Genomic DNA, 19,518 nt, shown 5'->3' with positions numbered 1-19,518 from the left:
CGCATCAGGATTAGGTTCCTTACCCCGGAACTTTTTCTCCCAGGCGGCGTTTTCGGCCGTGTTGAAGTCGCATTCTACGCGAGCTATTCCCGCGACTGCCAGGACTTAACGTCATTTGAGGGAGACGACCATGACTTTGTCCGCAAGAATTGCCCCCCACCTGCCTTTCCTCCGCCGCTTTGCCCGGGCGGCTTCAGGCTCGCAGACGAGTGGAGATGCGCTTGTCGCAGCAGTGCTCGAAGCGGTGATCGCCGACGTCGGCATTTTCCCCCAGGCCTCCAACGACCGCATCGCGCTCTACAAGCTGTTCGCCAAGCTCTTCACCTCGATTGCCGTCAGGGTGCCCCAGGAGACGCCGGCTTCTGCCTGGGAGCAGCGCGCGTCGGCCAACCTCGCTTCGTTGTCGCCGCGGCCAAGGCAAGCCTTCCTGCTCGTCGCCGTGGAAGGCTTCACCGACGAGGAGGCTGCCGAAATCCTGGATGTAACTGAAGGCGAGTTCCAGTCGTATATCAGCCAGGCAAGCGCCGAGATATCGCGCCAGGTGGCGACAGACGTTCTGATCATCGAGGATGAGCCGCTGATCGCGATGGATATCGAGCAGATGGTGGAGAGTCTCGGCCATCGGGTCGTCGGTACCGCGCGGACGCACAAGGAAGCGATGGCGCTGTTCAACAAGACACGGCCGAAAATGATCCTCGCCGATATCCAGCTCGCCGACGGAAGTTCCGGCATCGATGCCGTCAACGAGATGCTCCAATCGGCTTCCGTCCCGGTGATCTTCATAACCGCCTTTCCCGAGCGCCTGCTCACCGGCGAGCGCCCCGAACCCGCCTTCCTCGTAACAAAGCCGTTCAATCCGGAAATGGTGAAGGCATTGATCAGTCAGGCTCTGTTCTTCGACAGACAGGCGAAGGCGGCTGCCTGATGTCGCAAAGCCAAGTGACAGTAGAACCAGCTCGACGGAGCAGCGTTGAGATGAAGTGTGGAACTAAATCCCTTGACCACACGTTCGTCTCTCGAAAGCTCTAGGAGGTAGAAATGCTCTACTGGGCACTCGTTTTTCTAGTCGTCGCGATTATTGCTGGTGCACTCGGCTTCGGTGGTATCGCAGGAACTTCTGCCGGGATCGCGCAGATACTGTTTTTCATCTTTCTCGCCTTCCTGATCATTTCGCTCATTGCCGGGCTGTTCCGGCGCGCCGGATGATGCAATAGGATCAAGCAGGGGTGTTGAATTCGTCAGCTCTTGGAAACCGATCCCCTCAAGCGGTTTTCAAAGCCGCCGGTCAAAGTTCTCCGTGAATCTTTGGCCGGCGGAACTTGTTTCGAAGTTGGCCGTTCAATCCGCACTTTGTTAGTCACTTGCGGGTTTTGATTTATGAGTCCGCTGGGAGGAGGATCTGCAAAGGGCCGGCAAAAGGTCGTGGGCGTGGGCGATGTGAACAGGCTCCCGGAGGGAAACGTCGAGCTGAGCCGCAGCCTCATGCGCGCGCTCCGCCATACCGGCATTTCGCTCATTTATCAGGATCTCTCGCTGCGCGTCGTCTGGGCGCAGAACGTGCCGGCATGCTGGAGCGACCACGATCTGGCAGGGATGACCGATTTCGAGTTCCTGCCGGATGGCGAGGCGGTGCGGGTCGTCGATGCCAAGAAAGCAGTGCAGCAATCCGGCAAGCCGGAGAGCCTCGAAATCCGTGTACCTGACGGCGACGGCGTTTCCTGGTACGAGATTTCGGTCGACGCCGACAAATCGGCCGACGGCGTGGTGAACGGCGTGATCACCACCGCAATCGATGTCACCGACCGGAAGCGGCGCGAGCAGACGTTGCGCGCGCTGCTGCGCGAAGTGAGCCACCGCTCCAAGAATTTGCTGGCGATCATCCAGAGCATAGCCACCCAGACGGGCCGCTATTCGGGTACGATCGACGGATTTCTCGCCCGGTTCCGTGGCCGGCTGCAGTCGCTTGCCTCCTCACAGGACCTTGTCACGTCGTCCAACTGGCGCGGCGCCGACTTGCGCGAGCTGGTGCTCGGCCAGGTCGGGCGCTACGTGACGGATCCCGCCCGCCACCTGCACATTGAAGGCGTGAACCCTTACCTCAACCCAAATGCAGCATTGCATATCGGGCTCGCCCTGCACGAACTTGCCGTGAACTCCGTAAGTTACGGCGCATTGGCGAAGGCGAATGGCTTCGTGACCATCAACGCAGAAAGAGGCGATGCCGGTTCCTTCACCCTCGGCTGGCGAGAGGTGATCGCGCCGCATAGCGCCGCGGCGGGGGAAAGGCGGTTCGGCAGCGTGGCGCTCGAGCGGGTGGTGCCGGCCGCGCTCAACGGATCGGCAAGGCTTACGATCGGAGAGCGCGAGCTGGAATACAGCTTGAGCATTCCGGCCGGCAGTTTCGAGCTGGAATAGCGCCTGCCTTGCCCGGACCATGACGCGGATGCCGCCTGCCGATCGCCATCGGCAGTAGCCGACGAAAATCCCTTTGCTTCTTAGACTTGCCGGCTGCGCTGAAGCTTGCATGCCGTGCGCGGACAGGTAAATTCGGCCGCGACCGATGCCCGGGGGGCAACGGGCGTTCAATCAGGGAGCAAATCATGACCAAGCTGAAATTCTTGGCGGCAGCCTTGCTGACCGTCCTTCTCACGCCGTTTGCGGCCAACGCCCAGGCGCTGCCCGATCTCGGCGGAAAGAAGGTGGTCGTGGTGACCGAGAACGCCTATTTCCCGCTGCAGTTCGTCGATCCGGCGAGCGGCAAGGCCATCGGCTGGGAGTATGATGCGGTCGCAGAGCTGGCGAAGCGGCTGAATTTCAAGGTGGAATACCAGAACACCTCCTGGGATGCGATGATCCAAGCCGTTTCGGACAAGCAGTACGACATGGGCATGACCGGCATCACGATCAATGACGAGCGCAAGCAGAAAGTCGACTTCTCCGATCCCTATATGCGATCCGAGATCTTCATGCTGGTGCGCGCCGACGAGAGCCGCTTCGCGGACCCGAAGAGCTTCGCCGCCAATGACAAGCTGCTGGTCGGCGCGCAGGCCGGGACCTCGCCCTTCTATGTCGCCGTCTATAATGTGCTCGACGGAAATGAGCAGAATCCGCGCATCAAGCTCTTTGAGACCTTCGCGGCCACCGTCGCGGCGCTGCAGGCGGGCGATGTCGACCTGGTGCTCACCGACAGCGCAGCCGGCAAATCGATCACTGCCAATTCCGGCGGCAAGCTGAAGCTGATCGGCGAGCCGCTGCAGGCGGAGGATTTCGGGTTCATCTTCCCGAAGGGCTCGGACCTCGTGGCGTCAATCAACGCGGGAATCGCGGCGCTCAAGGCCGAAGGCACCTTGGACAAGATCACCCAGAAGTGGTTCGTGGACTATAAGCCCGCGAAGTGACCGCCCTCGATCAGGCCGCGGCGGAGACGGCGCATCCCCGCACCCCCGCTGGATCGAGGTCTGAGCGGCAGGATTTCCCGTACTGGCTCGTCGCCGCGGTCGCCATCGCGGCGCTCGCGGCGATAGGCATCGCCGCGAGCGATCTCTATTCGCAGATTTTCGCGACCGTCGCGGCCGGTATCGGAATGACAATCTACGTCACGATCGTCGGCTTCACGCTGGCTTCCACGCTCGGCTTGTGTCTGGCGCTGATGGCCTTGTCGGGTTCGATCTGGCTGCGCCAGTTCGCGCGGTTCTATGTCGAGATATGCCGGGGCGTGCCGTTTCTGGTGCTCCTCTTCTGGATTGCTTTTGCCGGCGTGCCGGCCTTCGTTGCGATCTGGAACAGCATGACCTCTCCGCTGCGCGAGGCCGGGCTGATCGACGAGCTTCTCGTGCGCGACGTGTCGCTGCTCTGGCGCGCCATCATTGCCATAACGATCGGCTATTCCGCCTTCATCGCGGAAGTCTTTCGGGCAGGAATCCAGTCGGTCGAGAAGGGCCAGATCGAGGCAGCCAAAGCGCTCGGATTATCGAGCTGGCAGCGCTTCCGCCTGATCGTATTCCCCCAGGCGATGCGCACCATCTTGCCACCGCTCGGCAACGACTTCGTCACCATGGTGAAGGATTCCTCCTTCGTCTCGGTGCTCGGCGTCGCCGACATAACCCAGATGGGCAAGATCTACTCCGCCGGCTCGTTCCGCTTCTTCGAGACCTACTCGATCGTGGCGTATATCTACCTGCTCCTGACGATCAGCCTTTCGCTGGCCTTGCGCGCGCTCGAAAAGCGGCTGCGCAGGCAATATGCCAACTAGACTGCGTGCGTTCAATTGAATCACCATGCCGCTCTCTTTGTTTGCGCATCGGATTCGTCCGAAAACTGCTTCGCACTTTTCGGCCGATGCATAGTGCGCCCGCGACCGCGCTGCGCGGCACGTCAAAAGGGGATTGACGCATCCCCCTTTGCGACGGCAGGTTTCCCCTGATGAGCAGCGAACAGACGAGCATCACAGAGCAGGCAGCCGCGGCGCTCGACCTTGTCTATTCGGCCAAGACGCCCGAGGAGCTTGCGGCCGGCTACGCCAAATGGGCGGCCACCTATGACGGTGAGACCGCGGCGCTCGGCTATTGTCTGCCCTTCCAGATCACCGCCTGGGTAACGCGCTATGTCCCGGCCGGCGAGGGACCGCTGCTCGACGCCGGCTGCGGCACCGGCCTTTCGGGGCCGGCTCTCAAGGCCCTGGGCTACGGCGACATCGCAGGTCTCGACCTGTCGGCGGACATGCTGGCCATCGCCGGCAGCCGCGGCGCCTATGGCGAGCTGAAGCAGGCCGAGCTCGGCAGCCAGCTGCCGTGGCCCGACGGATATTTCCGCGCCTTCTTCTCGACCGGCGTTTTCACCATTGGCCATGCACCGGCTGCAGGCCTCCATGAGCTGGCGCGTATCACGGAGAAGGGCGGCCACGCGATCTTCACCGTGCGCGATCAGGTGCTTGAAGCGGGCGGCTTCCACGCAGTCTTTGCCGAGCTGGAGAGGCGCGGCAAGTGGCGGCCGGTCGAGGAGAGCGACTGGTTCCGTGCCTATGCCGTCGCCGAGCCCGAGGCGCAGGTAAAGGCTTTCGTGTTCGAGATCATGTGATCTGTCCAACCAGTCATTCGTGCGTGGTCCCAGGGTCCCACGAATGGCCGCTACAGTGCTTCGGTTGTCGCAGGTTCTAATCGCAAGGCCGCGGGGGCACTTTTGCGGAACCTACCTAGGGACGGCGCCGACTGCTGAGCGTTTCGGGGACTGACCGAGGCGCAAGATGCAGGAGTTCATCGGCCAAATCGGCCCCAACACATGGCTGCCGTTCACGGCAATCGCGGCGCGAATGCTGCTTGCCGCGATTCTTGGTGGGATCGTCGGCTTCGAGCGTGAATGGCGCAAGCGTCCGGCGGGCTTGCGAACGCACATTCTCGTGTGCCTTGCTGCCGCAGTCATCGCCATCATCACCCTGGAGCTGGCACACAGTTCTGCCTTCGTGGCACCGCTGACGCGACTCGATCCGGTCCGCACGATCGAGGCCGTGACCTCCGGCGTCGCTTTTCTCGCGACCGGCTTCATCGTGTTCGCGCGCGGACATGTCATCGGGATCACGACCGGCGCCGGCCTTTGGCTTGCGGCGGCGGTCGGGCTCGCCTGCGGCTTCGGCTATTGGCAGATCGGCGGCCTTGCCACCTTGCTGGCAGTGACGGTGCTTTGTGTGATACGCGCGTTGGAAGTGCGGCTGGAGGACAAACAGCCGGAGCAGGGCGCCGACGCCAGGCATCAGCGGGAACATACGGAACGATAGGGTATGATGAATTCGAGCGGGGTCATTCATCCTGCTCTCGCTCTTCTCTTTGCAGCGCGATCTCATCCGAAAGCTCGGCAAGGTTTTGCTGCGCTGACCTTCGGTTCGGGATCAGGCCCTGGTACCCCTGCGATTGCCGTTGCGGCCAAAGGCTGGTATGAGCACGCGCATGGAAGAATTGTTTGGCGATCCGGCCTATAAGGGCTTCGTGCTGCAGGACCACAAGCGCCTGCCTGCGCGATTCTTCGCCCGGATTTCCGGCGCGCTGACCAGCCGACTTTCCTGATCCGCACAGCCAGAATCCCGGCCACCGCTTTGATCGGGCGGCCGTCTCCAGCAGTTTCCCATTCAACGGATCACGATCATGAGCGCAACGCGCACCCTCTACGACAAGATCTTCGACGACCATGTCGTCGACCGCCAGGACGACGGCACCTGTCTCCTCTATATCGACCGCCACCTCGTGCATGAGGTGACGAGCCCGCAAGCTTTCGAAGGCCTGCGCATGGCTGGCCGCAATGTGCGGCATCCCGAAAAAACGCTCGCCGTCGTCGACCACAATGTGCCGACTTCGCCCGACCGCGTCCTCGGCATCAAGAACGAGGAGAGCCGCATCCAGGTCGAGGCGCTGGCCAGGAACGCGGTCGATTTCGGCATCGAGTACTATTCCGAAAAAGATCGCCGGCAGGGCATCGTCCACATCATCGGCCCGGAGCAGGGCTTCACGCTGCCCGGCATGACGATCGTCTGCGGCGACAGCCATACCTCCACGCATGGCGCCTTCGGTGCCCTGGCGCATGGCATCGGCACATCCGAGGTCGAGCATGTGCTTGCTACCCAGACGCTGATCCAGAAGAAGGCGAAGAACATGCTGGTGCGCGTCGACGGCAAGCTGCCGGAAGGCGTCACCGCCAAGGACATCATCCTCGCCATCATCGGAGAGATCGGTACGGCCGGCGGCACGGGCCATGTCATCGAATATGCCGGAGAGGCGATACGCTCGCTTTCCATGGAAGGGCGCATGACCGTCTGCAACATGTCGATCGAGGGCGGCGCGCGCGCCGGCCTGATCGCGCCGGACGAGACGACCTTCGCCTATATCAAGGACCGGCCGAAGGCGCCGAAGGGCGCGGCCTGGGACATGGCGATGGAGTACTGGAAGACGCTCCGTACGGACGAGGGCGCGCATTTCGACAAGGTCGTGGTTCTCGACGCGGCGAAGCTGCCGCCGATCGTCTCCTGGGGCTCCTCGCCGGAGGATGTCGTGGCCGTGACCGGCGTCGTGCCGGACCCTGAAACGATCGAGGACGAGAACAAGCGCAATTCCAAGAAGCGCGCGCTAGAATATATGGGCCTGACACCGGGCACCAAGATCACCGATATCGCGCTCGATCGGGTCTTCATCGGTTCGTGCACCAACGGCCGTATCGAAGACCTGCGGGCCGTGGCCAAAGTGGCCGAAGGCAGGAAGGTGCATCCTCGCGTTAACGCAATGATCGTGCCCGGCTCGGGCCTCGTGAAGGCGCAGGCCGAGGCGGAAGGGCTGGACAAGATCCTCATCGCCGCCGGCTTCGACTGGCGCGAGCCCGGCTGCTCCATGTGCCTTGCGATGAACGACGATCGGCTGAAACCGCAGGAGCGTTGCGCCTCGACCTCGAACCGCAATTTCGAGGGTCGCCAGGGCTTCAAGGGCCGCACTCACCTCGTCTCGCCGGCGATGGCGGCAGCGGCGGCTATCGCCGGCCATTTCGTCGATATCCGAGACTGGCATTAGCAAATAACACCGTCCATCCGTGCGGCGGCGTGCAATCCAGCAGGATCGGTACGCCGCGCCATCCTTTGGGCGCGTGGAATTTCCGATGCGGCTTGGAGCGAGGCCTGTCAGAGCATCGGATTTTCCATTTCTGATCCGATGCGCTCACCAGGGATCAGCGCGACCTGACGGAATTGGCCGTCCGAGACGGTGTGCAATGCCGTGACGGAGGCGACGTTATCACCGTATTGGTCCCAGCTGATCGGCTCCGGATATGCAATGCCTTGCCTCTTGGCGGTCCGGAGTTCGTTCAAGATCCGGAGGCGGTCAGGTGGCGACCCGCCTGCGGTTGCGGCATCTCGAATCGCCGCGATCAGGGTCATCGCAGAATCGTAGGCATTGACCGCATAGTTGCAGACCGGACCGAAACGGCGCTCATAGCGGGCTGCGAATTCTCGAGTGCCTTGCACGCTGCCGATCTCGGGACAGGCTGAGAGAACGAGCACGCCTTCTCCTTGCTCCGCGGCCGCCCCGGTCGGTTCCAGAAAGTTGCTTATGTCCCAACAGCCGTCGCCCGTCGCGAAAAGCTGACTGAGGCCGTGCGAGCGCATCGCCCGCAGCAGAGGTGCGCCTTCGAACGTGCCGCCGTAAAACAGCGCGTCCATGTCGGCCGGCAAATGACCGACCAGATCTGCGAAGTCCTTCGCCCCTTCTTCTACCTTGTAGCGCTCCAGCACCGTTCCGCTCAGGCGTTCGAAAGCACGGACGAATTCGTCGCCCATGCTGGTCCCGTAGACGGTAGCAGTCGTCACCACCGCAGCACGGCGTTTCCCCAGTTGATGAATCATATAGCCGGCGATCGCCGCGGCCGTCGCATCGTCACTGTTGGTAAAGCGGAAAACGTTCTGCCAACCCGAATGCGTCAGCTTGGGGTTCGACACTATCGGCGCAATCAGCGGTAGCCCGGCCTCATGATAGAGCGGCGCCGCGCGCAAGGTGACGTTGCTGTTGTAATGTCCGACGACCGCCAGCACTTGGTGGTCCGCGATGAAGGAGCGAGCCGCGCGCAGCCCTTCCTCCTCATCTCCCCCATCATCGAGCGTCCAGACCTCGATCCTGCGGCCGTCGATGCCGCCGGCCTGATTCGCATCATAGACGGCCATCTCAATTGCTTGCGCCATCTCGCGGCCCAGTGCGGCAGCCATTCCGGACAGCGGTGCACCTACAGCGATCTTCATGAATTGCCTCGATGGTTATCTCCGACTGTGCTCCGGTAACGTTTGCGGCCGCGCATCGATCCCGACGCGCATCGGTGGCATTTGGCGGCAACTCGCAACGGAGCGGAAATGTGAGGCCGCCATCGACTTAACTGCTTGTTGGGGGCTGGCCGTTACTATCTGCCGTTAGGGGAAGAGCTGGCTGGGCTATCGATTGGAGAATGGGCTTTACATTGCGCTGCTGAATCCGTCGATTTCGCTTGTCCTGGCGACGGCATTTTTCGCGCTGTGGCTGTATCAACGGCGGCATAGGCATGTTGCCGTTCTTGCATTGGGCTATGCGGCGGCGGCCGGCGGTTTTCTGTTGCAGTATTTCATCCTGCCGCCGGGCTTCAATGCCACGAAAGTGGCTTCTAACGTCTTGTTCTTCACGACCACGCTGTGCATCGCGAGCGCGATAATCAGCCGCTGCGGGCGACGGGTACCGATATTGGCGTTCGGCGTGCTGACGGCCGGCGGCCTGGGCGCATTCTGCTGGTTCATGTTCGTCGACCCGGATCTCCCCTGGCGAATCTATTCGATCAATTTTGCGCTCGGAGCCATGTGCCTGGTGGCAGGCGCCGAGCTCAGGGCCATCCAGGGCAGAACCGCGATCCATCGAGTGCTGCTCGGCCTCGCCCTCGCGGCCGGCCTGAATTTCTTCGTCCGCCCTCTGCTGTGCATGTATGTCGACGGCCCTTACGAGACCTATGAAGGCTTCTACCGGTCCATCTATTGGACCACGGTGCTTTTGACCCACGCGATCCTCTCCATTGCGATCGCGCTCACGCTGATTGCCAGCATCGCGCTCGACCTGATCGCAGAGCTGCGCAGCGAATCCGAGACCGATCCGCTTTCGGGCCTGCTCAACCGGCGCGGTTTCATGGAGCGGACATCGAAGATCCTGGCGGATGTCGAACGGCGCGGCGTCCCGGTTTCACTCGTCATTTGCGACCTCGACCACTTCAAGCAGGTCAACGACGATCTGGGTCACGTTGCAGGCGACCTGGTCATTTCGGGCTTCGCCGGCTTCCTTCGTGAGGCGACCGCGGCAGAGCATGCGGCAGGCCGTATCGGCGGCGAGGAATTCGCGATCATCCTGCCCGGCGCCGATCTCACAGCCGCGCGGCTTTTCGCGGAGGGCACCAGAGCCGCTTTCGCGATGCTCGCAGTCGAGGGGTTGCCCGAGAGCCGGCGCTTCAGCGCAAGCTTCGGCGTTGCCGAACTCATCCAAGGCGAGGGCGTCGCCGAATTGCTCGCCCGGGCCGACGCTGCCCTCTATTTGGCAAAAAGGGAGGGCCGCAACTGCGTCCGCGTCGCGCGGCCGAGCTATACGCGGCCATCCGCCTTCCCTCGCGACAAAGCTGCCCGATCAACTCTTTATGGTGTCGGCGGCTTGGGAAATCCGGGTTAGGCTCGCGAGGGGAAAGCCCGCCCGCGGCTCGCCGTCTACTCGATCCAAGCTTCGGTGTGGCCGAACTGACCGTGGCCGTGGCGAAGGCATTGCCGAATTGCCCGCCCCGGCCGTGGCTGCCCTCGATGCGGCAAAGAGGGATGACCGCGACTGTGTCCGCGTCGCGCGGCCGAGCTACGCGCTGCCGCAGGCAAAGCTTCGTCAGCTTCGCTAGCGCCTGATGATCTCATGGAAGCTCTCGCGCTGGCCAGGAGTATCCTTGGCCACGACCAGCGCCAGCTCTTCCTCATCGAAGATCTTGAACCATTCGTCCCATTCGACGAGTTCGTAGCCGCCGGCATTCTGCGGTCGTTCCGGCTGGTCCTGATCCTCATAGGCCTGCTCATCGAAGACGATGCGCAGGATGGGCTGGATCCCTGATTGAGCCGAGGCGTCGACGATGGCTGGGGAGCCGGCGCGCGCGGCAGCCCAGTCGCGGATCGCTTCATGGTCGGTAAGTGTTGTGGTTTCGGCCATTTTCAATGCCCTTTCTGCCATCCAAAGAACCGCTTTTCGTCTGGCCGGTTCCGCACGGTGTTAACGGCTTTTTTCCCGTGCCGACAGTAAACCTTCGCTTGGGGAGCATGAAGCCGAATGACCGGTGCGGGGTCCATTCTCGCGATCAATCTTGTCGTGGCCGGCTTGCTGGCCGCGTCTTTTGTGATGATCGCCATTTTCGATCGCATGCGGACGGCGCCGCGCTGGCTCGCCTTCTGCTATGCGCTGGGAATGTCGTCCTACGCGGTCGAGGCGCTCGTTCCGCTTACCGTCGATTCGCGCTATATCGTCACGCTGTCCTTCGGGCTGGTTCTTGCCGCGATGGTTGCCTTCAACGTCGGCGTCGCGCGCAAATACGCCGTTTCGGCGCCGTGGTGGCTCATGGCTGCAGTCTTCCTGCTTTCTATCCTGGCAGTCTTTCTCTCGCAGGATCTGCCCCGGCATTCGTTCGAGCGCATGATGATCTATCAGGCGCCTTATTCAATCATGCAGGCGATCGCCGTCGGGCTCATCCTGTCGCCGCCGAAACGCCGCATGATCGACTGGGCGTTTACCGTGCTGCTCTGCTTGAGCTCGTTGCACTTTCTGGCCAAGCCTTTTATCGCCCACGCGCTTGGAGGCTGGGGAACCAACCCCCAAGCCTATCTGCAAACCAGCTACGCCATGATCTCGATGGGATTGGGCACGATCTTCGGGATCGGGGTGGCGCTCATGACGCTGGTCGTGCTCGTCCACGGGCTTCTGCTCGACCTTACCATGAAGTCCGAGACCGACACGCTATCCGGGCTTCTCAACCGGCGCGGCTTCGAGCAGCGCGCGGCACGCGCTCTTTCAGGCGCGGCCGGGCAGCGGATGCCGGTCTCGCTGGTCATTGCCGATCTCGACCACTTCAAGTCGATCAATGACAATTACGGTCATGCCATGGGTGACCGGGTCATCGCCGCCTTCGCCGGTTTCCTGCGCAACGTCGCCGATGATCACCATGTCGCTGGCCGCATCGGAGGGGAGGAATTCGCAATCATCCTGCCCGGCGCCAATCTGGCGGCAGCTCGGCTCTTCGCGGAAGGTGCCAGAGGTGCTTTTGCCGCGATTTCCATCGACGGCTTCCCCAAGGATCGCCGGTTCACGGCCAGCTTCGGCGTAGCCGAGCTCGCCCAGGGCGAAAACATATCCGAATTGCTGGTCCGGGCCGACGCTGCTCTTTACGCAGCGAAGGACGAGGGTCGTGACTGCGTGCGCATTGCGCGACCGAGTCGCATCCGTCCGTCGTTGCGGTCGGCCAGCTAGCGGCAGCCGTGATTATCGGGCGTCAGCCGCTCTGACCTTCGGTTCGGGACCCCAAGTCAGTTCGCACAAGGCGCCTGCGGGATTACGCCGTCGGGCAGGCCATACATATAGCTGCGGCCCTTGAATATGTAAGGCGGCCGGAAGCAGTCGCCGTACGCGTAGCCGTCGTCGGAACGATCACCGCCCTCATCGAGATAGACGACCTCCGGGTCGCTCGCGCGCTCGTATTTCGACAATTGCCGGGCAAGGTGGCCCTGGCCGACGACGATCCGCTTGTAGCCGGAGGGGCTCTGGATCACCAGATTGCCGAATGAATCGGCATAGACATGGTCGTGAAACCGGGACCAGGCGAGCACATCGGCTGCCGAAAACACCGTCATTCCTGCCGTCAGGAATGCAATCGAAATCCGCGCTATGGTCGGCAAGCGGTTCACAAGACGCATCCCGTCCTCCCCCTTCGTCGAGGCTCCAGCCTCGCAGCGAGCTACGTTAACCTTTTATTAACCTTTGTCACCGGGTCAGCCGCGCTCGCGACAGTTCGTTCGGCTGTTATGGTTAATTTCGACGAATGTCGCGGCATTGCGGCTGACCTTTCGTCACTCTGCAGTTCGGCAACTTCTCGCCGGCAGCCATTGATCTTTTGCACGCGAAGCAGCTAGCTTGCGCGGCATGCTTTCGTCGCTCGGCCGGGTAACCTCGATTACTGTGATCTCGGTCGCGCTCGCGACGGCAGCGTGCACCACCGAACCGACGCACAAGACGGCCAGCGTCGTTTCGGCTGCAACCGACGAAATGTCGACACAGCCGGCAACCGCCACATACAGCTGCGCCGACGGCGGCATGATGACGATCGAGAACCTCGGTTCTTCGGTTCGTATCCTGAGTGGCGCAGGCGAACCCATCGAGCTTCCGGCCGCACCTCCGGCGCAGAGGGCCCGCTACGGCGAGCAGCCCTATGCGCTCGTCCTGGATGGCCGCGAAGCCCTGTTCATGAAAAGCGGGGAGGAGCCGCTGGCCTGCACCCGTTAGGAGGGGCAAAACGGTTCAAACGATTGAACTTCGAGCGGGTTCTAAATTGATGCATTAAAACGATTTTTCGGCTTTGACGCAGTGCAAAAAGAGCATTAGTTAAGCGGCACTCGCGTCGCTGCCAGAACCGCGAATGGCGGTTTTGGTGGGCGGCGCCCGGAACCGCCGAACTGGGGGAGCCATGACGTCAACAGCCACCCGCGCACGGCCGCAAGAGCGCCCGCTCTCACCTCACCTGACGGTGTACAGATGGCCGGCGACGATGCTGATGTCGATCCTTCATCGCATCACCGGCGGCGCGCTCTATTTCGGCACGCTCCTCGTCGCCTGGTGGCTGATCGCAGCGGCCACCTCCCAGAGCTATTTCGATTTCGTCAACTTCATCTACGGCTCCTGGATCGGCCGGCTGGTCATGTTCGGCTATACCTGGGCCCTGCTGCACCATCTCCTCGGCGGGCTTCGTCACCTCATCTGGGACACCGGCACCGGCATGGAGAAGGAAACGTCCACCCGACTCGCCTGGGCGACGTTGATCGGGTCCGTTACGCTGACGATCCTGATATGGGTTGCCGCCTATGCTGCGCGGGGAGCGTTCTGAGATGGCCGACATGCGTACACCTCTCGCGAAGGTTCGCGGCCTCGGCTCGGCCAAGGACGGCACAGGACATTTCTGGCGCATCCGGGTGACTTCCGTCGCCCTTGTGCCGCTGACCCTCTTCTTCATCGGCTTCGTCATTTCGCTGAACGGTGCGGGCTACGCCGAGGTTCGGGCGTCGCTCTCGCAGCCGCTCGTCGCGCTCCTGCTTGCGCTGTTCATCGTGCTCAGCCTCGATCACATGCGGCTCGGGATGCAGGAGATCATCGAGGACTACATTCACGGCGAAGGCCTGAAAGTCTCGCTTCTCATGCTGAACATCTTCTTCTGCGTGATCGTCGGGGTGATCGCTGTCTTCTCCATTCTCAAACTGGCATTCGGAGGCTGAGCGTGGCAGCTTCGGCAGCAATCGGCGGCAAGGCCTACACCTATGTCGACCATCAATTCGACGTGGTGATCGTCGGCGCCGGTGGCGCCGGGCTGCGCGCCACGCTGGGCATGGCCGAGCAAGGCCTCAGAACCGCCTGCATCACCAAGGTCTTCCCGACGCGGTCGCATACGGTCGCCGCGCAGGGCGGCATTGCTGCCTCGCTCAAGAACATGGGGCCCGACAGTTGGCAGTGGCACATGTACGACACGGTCAAGGGCTCGGACTGGCTGGGCGATGTCGACGCCATGGAATATCTGGCGCGCGAGGCGCCGGCGGCGGTCTATGAGCTCGAACATTACGGCGTGCCGTTCTCGCGTACCGAGAACGGCAAGATCTACCAGCGGCCGTTCGGAGGCCACATGACCGAGTTCGGCGACGGGCCGCCCGTGCAGCGCACCTGCGCAGCCGCCGACAGGACCGGCCACGCGATATTGCACACGCTCTACGGCCAGTCGCTCAGGTACAAGGCGCAGTTCTTCGTCGAATATTTCGCGCTCGACCTGATCATGGACGAGAACGGTGCCTGCACCGGTGTCGTCGCCTGGAACCTGGACGACGGCACGATCCACCGCTTCGCCGCCAAGATCACGGTGCTTGCGACCGGCGGCTATGGCCGCACCTATTTCTCCTGCACCTCGGCGCATACCTGCACGGGCGACGGCAATGGCATGGTGGCTCGCGCGGGCCTGCCGCTGCAAGATATGGAGTTCGTGCAGTTCCACCCGACCGGGGTCTACGGCGCGGGCGTCCTCATCACCGAAGGCGCGCGCGGCGAGGGCGGCTATCTCGTGAATTCGGAGGGCGAGCGCTTCATGGAGCGCTATGCGCCCTCGGCCAAGGACCTCGCCTCGCGCGACGTGGTCTCGCGCTGCATGACGCTGGAGATTCGAGAGGGACGTGGCGTCGGCAAGAACAAGGACCACATATATCTGCACCTCGACCATCTCGATCCGGCAGTGCTGCACGAGAGGCTGCCGGGCATCACCGAAAGCGCCAAGATTTTCGCCGGCGTCGACCTGACGCGCGAGCCGATCCCGGTGCTGCCGACCGTGCACTACAACATGGGCGGCATCCCGACCAACTATCACGGCGAGGCACTGAACCCCACGCCGGACAATCCCGATGCGATCGTGCCCGGGCTGATGGCGGCGGGAGAGGCGGCCTGCGCCTCCGTGCACGGCGCCAATCGGCTCGGCTCCAACTCGCTCACCGACCTTGTCGTCTTCGGCCGTGCCGCGGCGCTCCGGGCCGGCAAGGTGATCGACCGCGCCTCGGCCGTCCCGACCCCGGACGCTGCCTATGTCGAGAAGATCATGGACCGCTTCGACCGGCTGCGCCACGCCAGCGGATCGAAGCCGACTGCGATGCTTCGCGAGGACATGCAGCGTGCCATGCAGGAAGACGCCGCCGTGTTCCGCACCCAGGAATCGCTCGAGAAAGGTCGCCGGCGGATCTCGGCGATCTGGCGCGAACTCCCCGACATCAAGGTCACCGACCGCTCGATGATCTGGAATTCCGACCTGGTCGAAACGCTGGAGCTCGAGAACCTGATGGCGAATGCGATCACCACGGTCTACTCGGCCGAGGCGCGCAAGGAGAGCCGCGGCGCGCATGCGCGGGAAGATTTCCCGAATCGCGACGACGAGAACTGGCGCAAGCACACGCTTTCCTGGGTCGATGCGAAGGGCGACGTGCGGCTCGGCTACCGGCCGGTGCATACCGAGCCCTTGCTCAAGCCGGAGGACGGCGGCATCGACCCGAAGAAGATCGCGCCGAAGGCGCGAGTGTATTGAGGCAGCGGTGAACGCGGTCGCAGGCGGGATGGCGAGCCAGGCTGCAGCGGAAAAGCGTAGCGCCGGTGACCTGACGGCGGTCGGCAGCGCTGCCCCGCTCGGCATCTTCGCCGTCAACCTCGATCGCTCGCCGGACCGCTGGGCGACGATCGATCGCTATTTCGGCAAGCTGCCCTGGCCACTCTATCGCACGCCTGCCATCGACGCGCGCCGCGATCCGGATGCGGCGCTTGCCGTGCGTGGGCAGAAGATTATCTTGCCGCCCGACGGGGTCGGCTGGAATCCCTACCGTTTTCGTATCTTTTCGCTGGTCGAGGAGGCATGCCTGGCGAGCCATCTCTCGGCCTGGCGGCAATTCCTGGCAAGCGGCCATGAGCGCGGCCTGATCCTGGAGGACGATGCCGAGCCGCAGGCCGGCTTCGAGGAGGCTGTCGGCGCGCTCCTCGGCGAGGGACCGCCGATCGATATCGTCAAGCTCGAAGGCATTCCTCGCTCCGGTGGTCGCCTCGCTATCCCGATCCGGCCGCTCGGCCGCAACAACATGCTCGTGCGCTCGCTGCGGCCCCGTTCCGGCGGTGCGGCTTACATATTGACGCGGCATGCAGCCGAGCGGCTTCTCGAGAAAATCGACAAGCTCTGCATGCCCGTGGACGACTTCCTCTGGAGCCAGGGCACGCATGGCCTCGACATCGCCCACGTCTCGCCCTGGGTCGTCATGCAGTCCGGCGCGTCGAGCACCATGGTTTCAGGCAGGGCGCCGAACCGGCACGTCAAGCGTCGCGACCCTGTCCACCTTGCTCTGCAGGTGGCGCGCAGGTCCGGCCTGCGCCTGGCGCTCTGGTGGAACGCCATGCAGGGCAGGCCATGGACGCTGCTTGCCGCGAATACGGCGCGCTGGCTGCCCGAAGGCTATCCGAAGAACGAACCGGCGGCTCCTGCCGCCAAGGATTGAGGTCCGCATGGTCGAACTCGCACTTCCCAAGAACTCCAAGATCAGACAGGGCAAGACCTGGCCGAAGCCGGAAGGTGCGACGCGGCTGCGCGAATATCGCGTCTACCGCTGGTCGCCCGACGATGGCGAGAACCCTCGCGTCGACACCTACTTCGTCGACCTCGACGATTGCGGGCCGATGGTGCTCGACGCGCTGCTGTGGATCAAGAACAAGGTCGATCCGACGCTGACGCTGCGCCGTTCCTGCCGAGAGGGCATTTGCGGCTCCTGCGCCATGAACATCGACGGCGGCAACACGCTTGCCTGCACAAAGGGCATGGACGACATCTCCGGTCCGGTGAAGGTCTATCCCTTGCCGCACATGCCCGTGGTCAAGGACCTCGTGCCCGACCTCACCAATTTCTATGCACAACATGCCTCGATCGAGCCATGGCTGAAGACGGTGTCGCCCCAGCCCGCGAAGGAATGGCTGCAGAGCCACGAAGACCGCGCCAAGCTCGACGGGCTCTACGAGTGCATCCTCTGCGCCTGCTGCTCGACCTCGTGCCCAAGCTACTGGTGGAACGGCGAGCGTTATCTCGGACCTGCCACGCTGCTGCAGGCCTATCGCTGGCTGATCGATTCACGCGACGAGGCAAAGGGCGAACGGCTCGACAATCTCGAGGATCCGTTCCGGCTTTACCGTTGCCACACCATCATGAACTGCGCGCAGACCTGCCCGAAGGGCCTCAACCCCGCCAAGGCGATCGCCGAGATCAAGAAAATGATGGTGGAGCGGCGGGTCTGAACGGGGTTGCGCAGGGGACAGTTTACTTTTTTCCGCCTGCACCAGTTTTGAAGCGCCGCGGCCCTTCTGCGGAAAAAAGTAAACTGCCCCGGCACTTCCCTTCCGCTACCCCGCAAGGTGCCGAAACGCCGCGACGACCTGCTCGTAGACCTTGCGCTTGAAGGGCACGATCAGTTCGGGCAATTCGGCCATCGGCTTCCATTCCCACTCGTCGAACTCGGCCGGATGGCCGTCGGGCGGCGGGTTGATGCGGATTTCCTGCTCGTCGCCTTCGAAGCGGAAGGCGAACCATTTCTGGGTCTGCCCGCGATATTTGCCTTTCAGCCCGATGCCGACGAGGTCGGGGGGCAGGTCGTAGTTGATCCAGCCGGGCGCCTCGGCGAGCAGCGAGATGGTCTCGATGCCGGTCTCCTCATAGAGCTCGCGGCGGGCGGCCGGCAGCGGGTCTTCGCCCTTGTCGATGCCCCCTTGCGGCATCTGCCAGAGCTGCGGCGAGCCATCATATTCGGAATTCTCCTCGGCGACCCTTCGGCCGGTCCAGACGAGCCCCTTGCGGTTCAGCACCATGATGCCGACGCAGGGCCGGTAGGGCAGGGATTGCGGGTCGACCAGGCGCTTGCCCAGCTTTTCCTTGACCATGATCATCCTCGTTCAGGATCGCTTGCGACTGCCGAGATCGGGACGATCTCGATGCCGCGCTTCTTGGCTTCGCCGACCCAGGCAGAGACCGCATCGACCGTCACTTCGAAGGCCGAGCCCGTGCCCACCGCAAAACCCTTGGCACGTGCTGTCCGCTCGAGCTGGTCGAGCTTCTTCAATATCTCGCCGCGGTCCTGCACGCCGTCAATCGTCACGTCGGAGACTGCGAAGGGAACGCCGTTCTTCAAGGCCAGGTCCGGAGCCACGCTGCGTGCCGAGGAGCCGTCGTCGAGATAGGCGAGGCCGCGCCTGCCGAGCTCGGCCATCAGCGGTCCCATGGCGGCCGGGTCTGCCGAGAAACGCGCGCCCATATAGTTCATGATCGCCGTATAGTTGGTGATGCGCGACAGCGACCAGTGCAGCTTCTCGACATTCTCGTCAGCACTTGCACCGACCGTCAGCGTGTTGCGGCCGGGGTTGACATTCGGATAGTCGAACGGTTCCAGAGGCACCTGCATGACGATCTCGTGGCCGCCGTGGCGCGCCACCTGCATCCATCGCCCGAGGCTGTTGCCCTGCGCGGCAAAGCCGAGCGTGACCTCCGCAGGCAGCTTTTCGAGCGCTTCCTGCGTACCGGTCTGCGATACGCCAAGTCCGCCGATGACGAGCGCTATACGTGCCCCGCGCGCACCGGACCACGGTCGCGCATAGACGTCGAACGGCCGCCGTCCATCCGCGGCGCGGATCGGCAGCGGACCGGTATCGGATGCCTCGATCAGCGCCTTGTCCGGCAGGTGCGCGATGCGCAGGTTCTGGCCGATCGCCGAAGGGTCGCGGATGACGACGACATTCCTCGCCTCCGCGGCCTTCGTATCGTCGGGGTTGACCCTGATGATCGATGGGCCGGCCGGGGCAGTTCGATCGCTTTCGGAATTGAGCCTGGAACCGGCTGCAGCTGTCGCCTCGCCCGCACTCGCCGGGGCAGCAGCTTCCGGAGTGGTCGTCACCACCTGGGCGGGAATTCGAAATGGCCGCTCGCGCAGCGAAATGGCCCCTGCCGCAACGATCATGCATAGCGCCGCGACCGCGGTCCCCAAGGAGCGGCGGTCGATCGCCCGAATCCATGTCGGCCGGCTCGGACGCTTCAAACCCTGTCCGAGCGGCCGCTCCAGATTGGTTGATCGCGGAAGCTGTTTCAAAGGCGAGACCCCCGATCGCAAGCCGTCCTCGGGGGCCTTGAGTCAAAACTGCCGGAGCCATTTTGACTCCGGCAGCA

At 63.1% G+C, this 19,518-nt stretch carries 21 protein-coding genes; 16 read left to right on the top strand and 5 right to left on the bottom strand.

All coding sequences use genetic code 11. The features are described 5' to 3' along the window. Positions 1-130 precede the first annotated feature (130 nt). The 8 genes from SAZ10_RS07920 to leuC all read left to right on the top strand — a co-directional run bounded on the left by SAZ10_RS07920 (position 131) and on the right by leuC (position 7,544). Positions 131-925: a response regulator gene (locus SAZ10_RS07920; protein ID WP_318608668.1), complete on the top strand. Its 795-nt coding sequence runs from the start codon at positions 131-133 to the stop codon at positions 923-925. Between the two features lie 113 nt (positions 926-1,038). Beyond that, positions 1,039-1,206 carry a DUF1328 domain-containing protein gene (locus tag SAZ10_RS07915; RefSeq protein ID WP_318608667.1) on the top strand — a complete coding sequence of 56 codons (168 nt, stop codon included), beginning with the start codon at positions 1,039-1,041 and terminating at the stop codon, positions 1,204-1,206. A gap of 231 nt (positions 1,207-1,437) precedes the next feature. Beyond that, the gene (locus SAZ10_RS07910) at positions 1,438-2,415 is read left to right on the top strand and encodes a sensor histidine kinase (protein ID WP_318608666.1); all 978 of its coding nucleotides are present in this window, start codon (positions 1,438-1,440) and stop codon (positions 2,413-2,415) included. Between the two features lie 185 nt (positions 2,416-2,600). After that, on the top strand, positions 2,601-3,398 hold the full coding sequence (locus SAZ10_RS07905) for a transporter substrate-binding domain-containing protein (protein WP_318608665.1): 798 nt from the start codon (positions 2,601-2,603) through the stop codon (positions 3,396-3,398). Positions 3,399-3,502: 104 nt separating this feature from the next. Next, positions 3,503-4,252: an amino acid ABC transporter permease gene (locus SAZ10_RS07900; RefSeq protein ID WP_412535190.1), complete on the top strand. Its 750-nt coding sequence runs from the start codon at positions 3,503-3,505 to the stop codon at positions 4,250-4,252. 170 nt (positions 4,253-4,422) lie between these two features. Next, positions 4,423-5,076, top strand: coding sequence for a class I SAM-dependent methyltransferase (locus SAZ10_RS07895; protein ID WP_318608663.1), 654 nt, complete (start codon positions 4,423-4,425; stop codon positions 5,074-5,076). A 166-nt stretch (positions 5,077-5,242) separates the two neighbouring features. Next, positions 5,243-5,770 carry an MgtC/SapB family protein gene (locus SAZ10_RS07890; RefSeq protein ID WP_318608662.1) on the top strand — a complete coding sequence of 176 codons (528 nt, stop codon included), beginning with the start codon at positions 5,243-5,245 and terminating at the stop codon, positions 5,768-5,770. 364 nt (positions 5,771-6,134) lie between these two features. Further along, positions 6,135-7,544, top strand: a complete 1,410-nt coding sequence (leuC, locus tag SAZ10_RS07885) for a 3-isopropylmalate dehydratase large subunit (RefSeq protein ID WP_318608661.1) — start codon at positions 6,135-6,137, stop codon at positions 7,542-7,544. Positions 7,545-7,651: 107 nt separating this feature from the next. On the opposite strand, the gene SAZ10_RS07880 is transcribed toward leuC, so the two are convergent. Next, positions 7,652-8,761 carry a branched-chain amino acid ABC transporter substrate-binding protein gene (locus SAZ10_RS07880; protein WP_318608660.1) on the bottom strand — a complete coding sequence of 370 codons (1,110 nt, stop codon included), beginning with the start codon at positions 8,759-8,761 and terminating at the stop codon, positions 7,652-7,654. 193 nt (positions 8,762-8,954) lie between these two features. On the opposite strand from SAZ10_RS07880, the gene SAZ10_RS07875 reads away from it, so the two are divergent. After that, positions 8,955-10,193, top strand: coding sequence for a GGDEF domain-containing protein (locus SAZ10_RS07875; protein ID WP_318608659.1), 1,239 nt, complete (start codon positions 8,955-8,957; stop codon positions 10,191-10,193). A gap of 210 nt (positions 10,194-10,403) precedes the next feature. Here the strand turns inward: SAZ10_RS07875 and SAZ10_RS07870 are convergent, their stop codons facing one another. Next, positions 10,404-10,709 (bottom strand): hypothetical protein, encoded by a 306-nt coding sequence (locus tag SAZ10_RS07870; protein WP_318608658.1) that lies wholly within the window; start codon positions 10,707-10,709, stop codon positions 10,404-10,406. A 117-nt stretch (positions 10,710-10,826) separates the two neighbouring features. On the opposite strand from SAZ10_RS07870, the gene SAZ10_RS07865 reads away from it, so the two are divergent. Beyond that, positions 10,827-12,017: a GGDEF domain-containing protein gene (locus SAZ10_RS07865; RefSeq protein WP_318608657.1), complete on the top strand. Its 1,191-nt coding sequence runs from the start codon at positions 10,827-10,829 to the stop codon at positions 12,015-12,017. 56 nt (positions 12,018-12,073) lie between these two features. Here SAZ10_RS07865 and SAZ10_RS07860 read toward each other — a convergent pair whose 3' ends face one another. Beyond that, the gene (locus SAZ10_RS07860) at positions 12,074-12,460 is read right to left on the bottom strand and encodes a hypothetical protein (RefSeq protein ID WP_412535177.1); all 387 of its coding nucleotides are present in this window, start codon (positions 12,458-12,460) and stop codon (positions 12,074-12,076) included. 226 nt (positions 12,461-12,686) lie between these two features. Here SAZ10_RS07860 and SAZ10_RS07855 point away from each other — a divergent pair, with 226 nt between their 5' ends. From SAZ10_RS07855 to SAZ10_RS07830, 6 genes are all read left to right on the top strand, one after another. Continuing rightward, positions 12,687-13,046: a hypothetical protein gene (locus tag SAZ10_RS07855; protein ID WP_412535189.1), complete on the top strand. Its 360-nt coding sequence runs from the start codon at positions 12,687-12,689 to the stop codon at positions 13,044-13,046. 181 nt (positions 13,047-13,227) lie between these two features. After that, entirely contained in the window at positions 13,228-13,644 is a 417-nt protein-coding gene (gene sdhC, locus SAZ10_RS07850) for a succinate dehydrogenase, cytochrome b556 subunit (protein ID WP_318608655.1), read from the top strand. Position 13,645: 1 nt separating this feature from the next. Further along, positions 13,646-14,029, top strand: a complete 384-nt coding sequence (gene sdhD / locus SAZ10_RS07845; RefSeq protein ID WP_318608654.1) for a succinate dehydrogenase, hydrophobic membrane anchor protein — start codon at positions 13,646-13,648, stop codon at positions 14,027-14,029. 2 nt (positions 14,030-14,031) lie between these two features. Beyond that, complete coding sequence (gene sdhA / locus SAZ10_RS07840; protein ID WP_318608653.1) at positions 14,032-15,864, top strand: succinate dehydrogenase flavoprotein subunit; 1,833 nt, start codon at positions 14,032-14,034, stop codon at positions 15,862-15,864. A gap of 7 nt (positions 15,865-15,871) precedes the next feature. Further along, complete coding sequence (locus SAZ10_RS07835) at positions 15,872-16,816, top strand: glycosyltransferase family 25 protein (RefSeq protein ID WP_318608652.1); 945 nt, start codon at positions 15,872-15,874, stop codon at positions 16,814-16,816. Positions 16,817-16,823: 7 nt separating this feature from the next. After that, the gene (locus tag SAZ10_RS07830) at positions 16,824-17,603 is read left to right on the top strand and encodes a succinate dehydrogenase iron-sulfur subunit (protein WP_318608651.1); all 780 of its coding nucleotides are present in this window, start codon (positions 16,824-16,826) and stop codon (positions 17,601-17,603) included. A gap of 105 nt (positions 17,604-17,708) precedes the next feature. On the opposite strand, the gene SAZ10_RS07825 is transcribed toward SAZ10_RS07830, so the two are convergent. Both SAZ10_RS07825 and SAZ10_RS07820 read right to left on the bottom strand, forming a co-directional pair. Continuing rightward, positions 17,709-18,242, bottom strand: coding sequence for an RNA pyrophosphohydrolase (locus SAZ10_RS07825; RefSeq protein WP_318608650.1), 534 nt, complete (start codon positions 18,240-18,242; stop codon positions 17,709-17,711). A gap of 2 nt (positions 18,243-18,244) precedes the next feature. After that, entirely contained in the window at positions 18,245-19,441 is a 1,197-nt protein-coding gene (locus tag SAZ10_RS07820) for a divergent polysaccharide deacetylase family protein (RefSeq protein WP_318608649.1), read from the bottom strand. Positions 19,442-19,518 lie beyond the last annotated feature (77 nt).

The organism is Mesorhizobium sp. BAC0120 (genome assembly GCF_033542235.1).
Classification (GTDB): Bacteria; Pseudomonadota; Alphaproteobacteria; order Rhizobiales; family Rhizobiaceae; genus JAWRCU01.
Note: the sequence above shows the minus strand (reverse complement) of the source record. Positions and strands in the feature narration are given on the sequence as shown.

Coding starts and splice junctions, on each gene's coding strand:
- SAZ10_RS07920 (WP_318608668.1), top strand. CDS start 131: ATGACTTTGTCCGCAAGAATTGCCCCCCACCTGCCTTTCCTCCGCCGC.
- SAZ10_RS07915 (WP_318608667.1), top strand. CDS start 1,039: ATGCTCTACTGGGCACTCGTTTTTCTAGTCGTCGCGATTATTGCTGGT.
- SAZ10_RS07905 (WP_318608665.1), top strand. CDS start 2,601: ATGACCAAGCTGAAATTCTTGGCGGCAGCCTTGCTGACCGTCCTTCTC.
- SAZ10_RS07895 (WP_318608663.1), top strand. CDS start 4,423: ATGAGCAGCGAACAGACGAGCATCACAGAGCAGGCAGCCGCGGCGCTC.
- SAZ10_RS07890 (WP_318608662.1), top strand. CDS start 5,243: ATGCAGGAGTTCATCGGCCAAATCGGCCCCAACACATGGCTGCCGTTC.
- leuC (WP_318608661.1), top strand. CDS start 6,135: ATGAGCGCAACGCGCACCCTCTACGACAAGATCTTCGACGACCATGTC.
- SAZ10_RS07880 (WP_318608660.1), bottom strand. CDS start 8,761: ATGAAGATCGCTGTAGGTGCACCGCTGTCCGGAATGGCTGCCGCACTG.
- SAZ10_RS07870 (WP_318608658.1), bottom strand. CDS start 10,709: ATGGCCGAAACCACAACACTTACCGACCATGAAGCGATCCGCGACTGG.
- SAZ10_RS07865 (WP_318608657.1), top strand. CDS start 10,827: ATGACCGGTGCGGGGTCCATTCTCGCGATCAATCTTGTCGTGGCCGGC.
- SAZ10_RS07860 (WP_412535177.1), bottom strand. CDS start 12,460: ATGCGTCTTGTGAACCGCTTGCCGACCATAGCGCGGATTTCGATTGCA.
- SAZ10_RS07855 (WP_412535189.1), top strand. CDS start 12,687: ATGCTTTCGTCGCTCGGCCGGGTAACCTCGATTACTGTGATCTCGGTC.
- sdhC (WP_318608655.1), top strand. CDS start 13,228: ATGACGTCAACAGCCACCCGCGCACGGCCGCAAGAGCGCCCGCTCTCA.
- sdhD (WP_318608654.1), top strand. CDS start 13,646: ATGGCCGACATGCGTACACCTCTCGCGAAGGTTCGCGGCCTCGGCTCG.
- SAZ10_RS07830 (WP_318608651.1), top strand. CDS start 16,824: ATGGTCGAACTCGCACTTCCCAAGAACTCCAAGATCAGACAGGGCAAG.
- SAZ10_RS07825 (WP_318608650.1), bottom strand. CDS start 18,242: ATGGTCAAGGAAAAGCTGGGCAAGCGCCTGGTCGACCCGCAATCCCTG.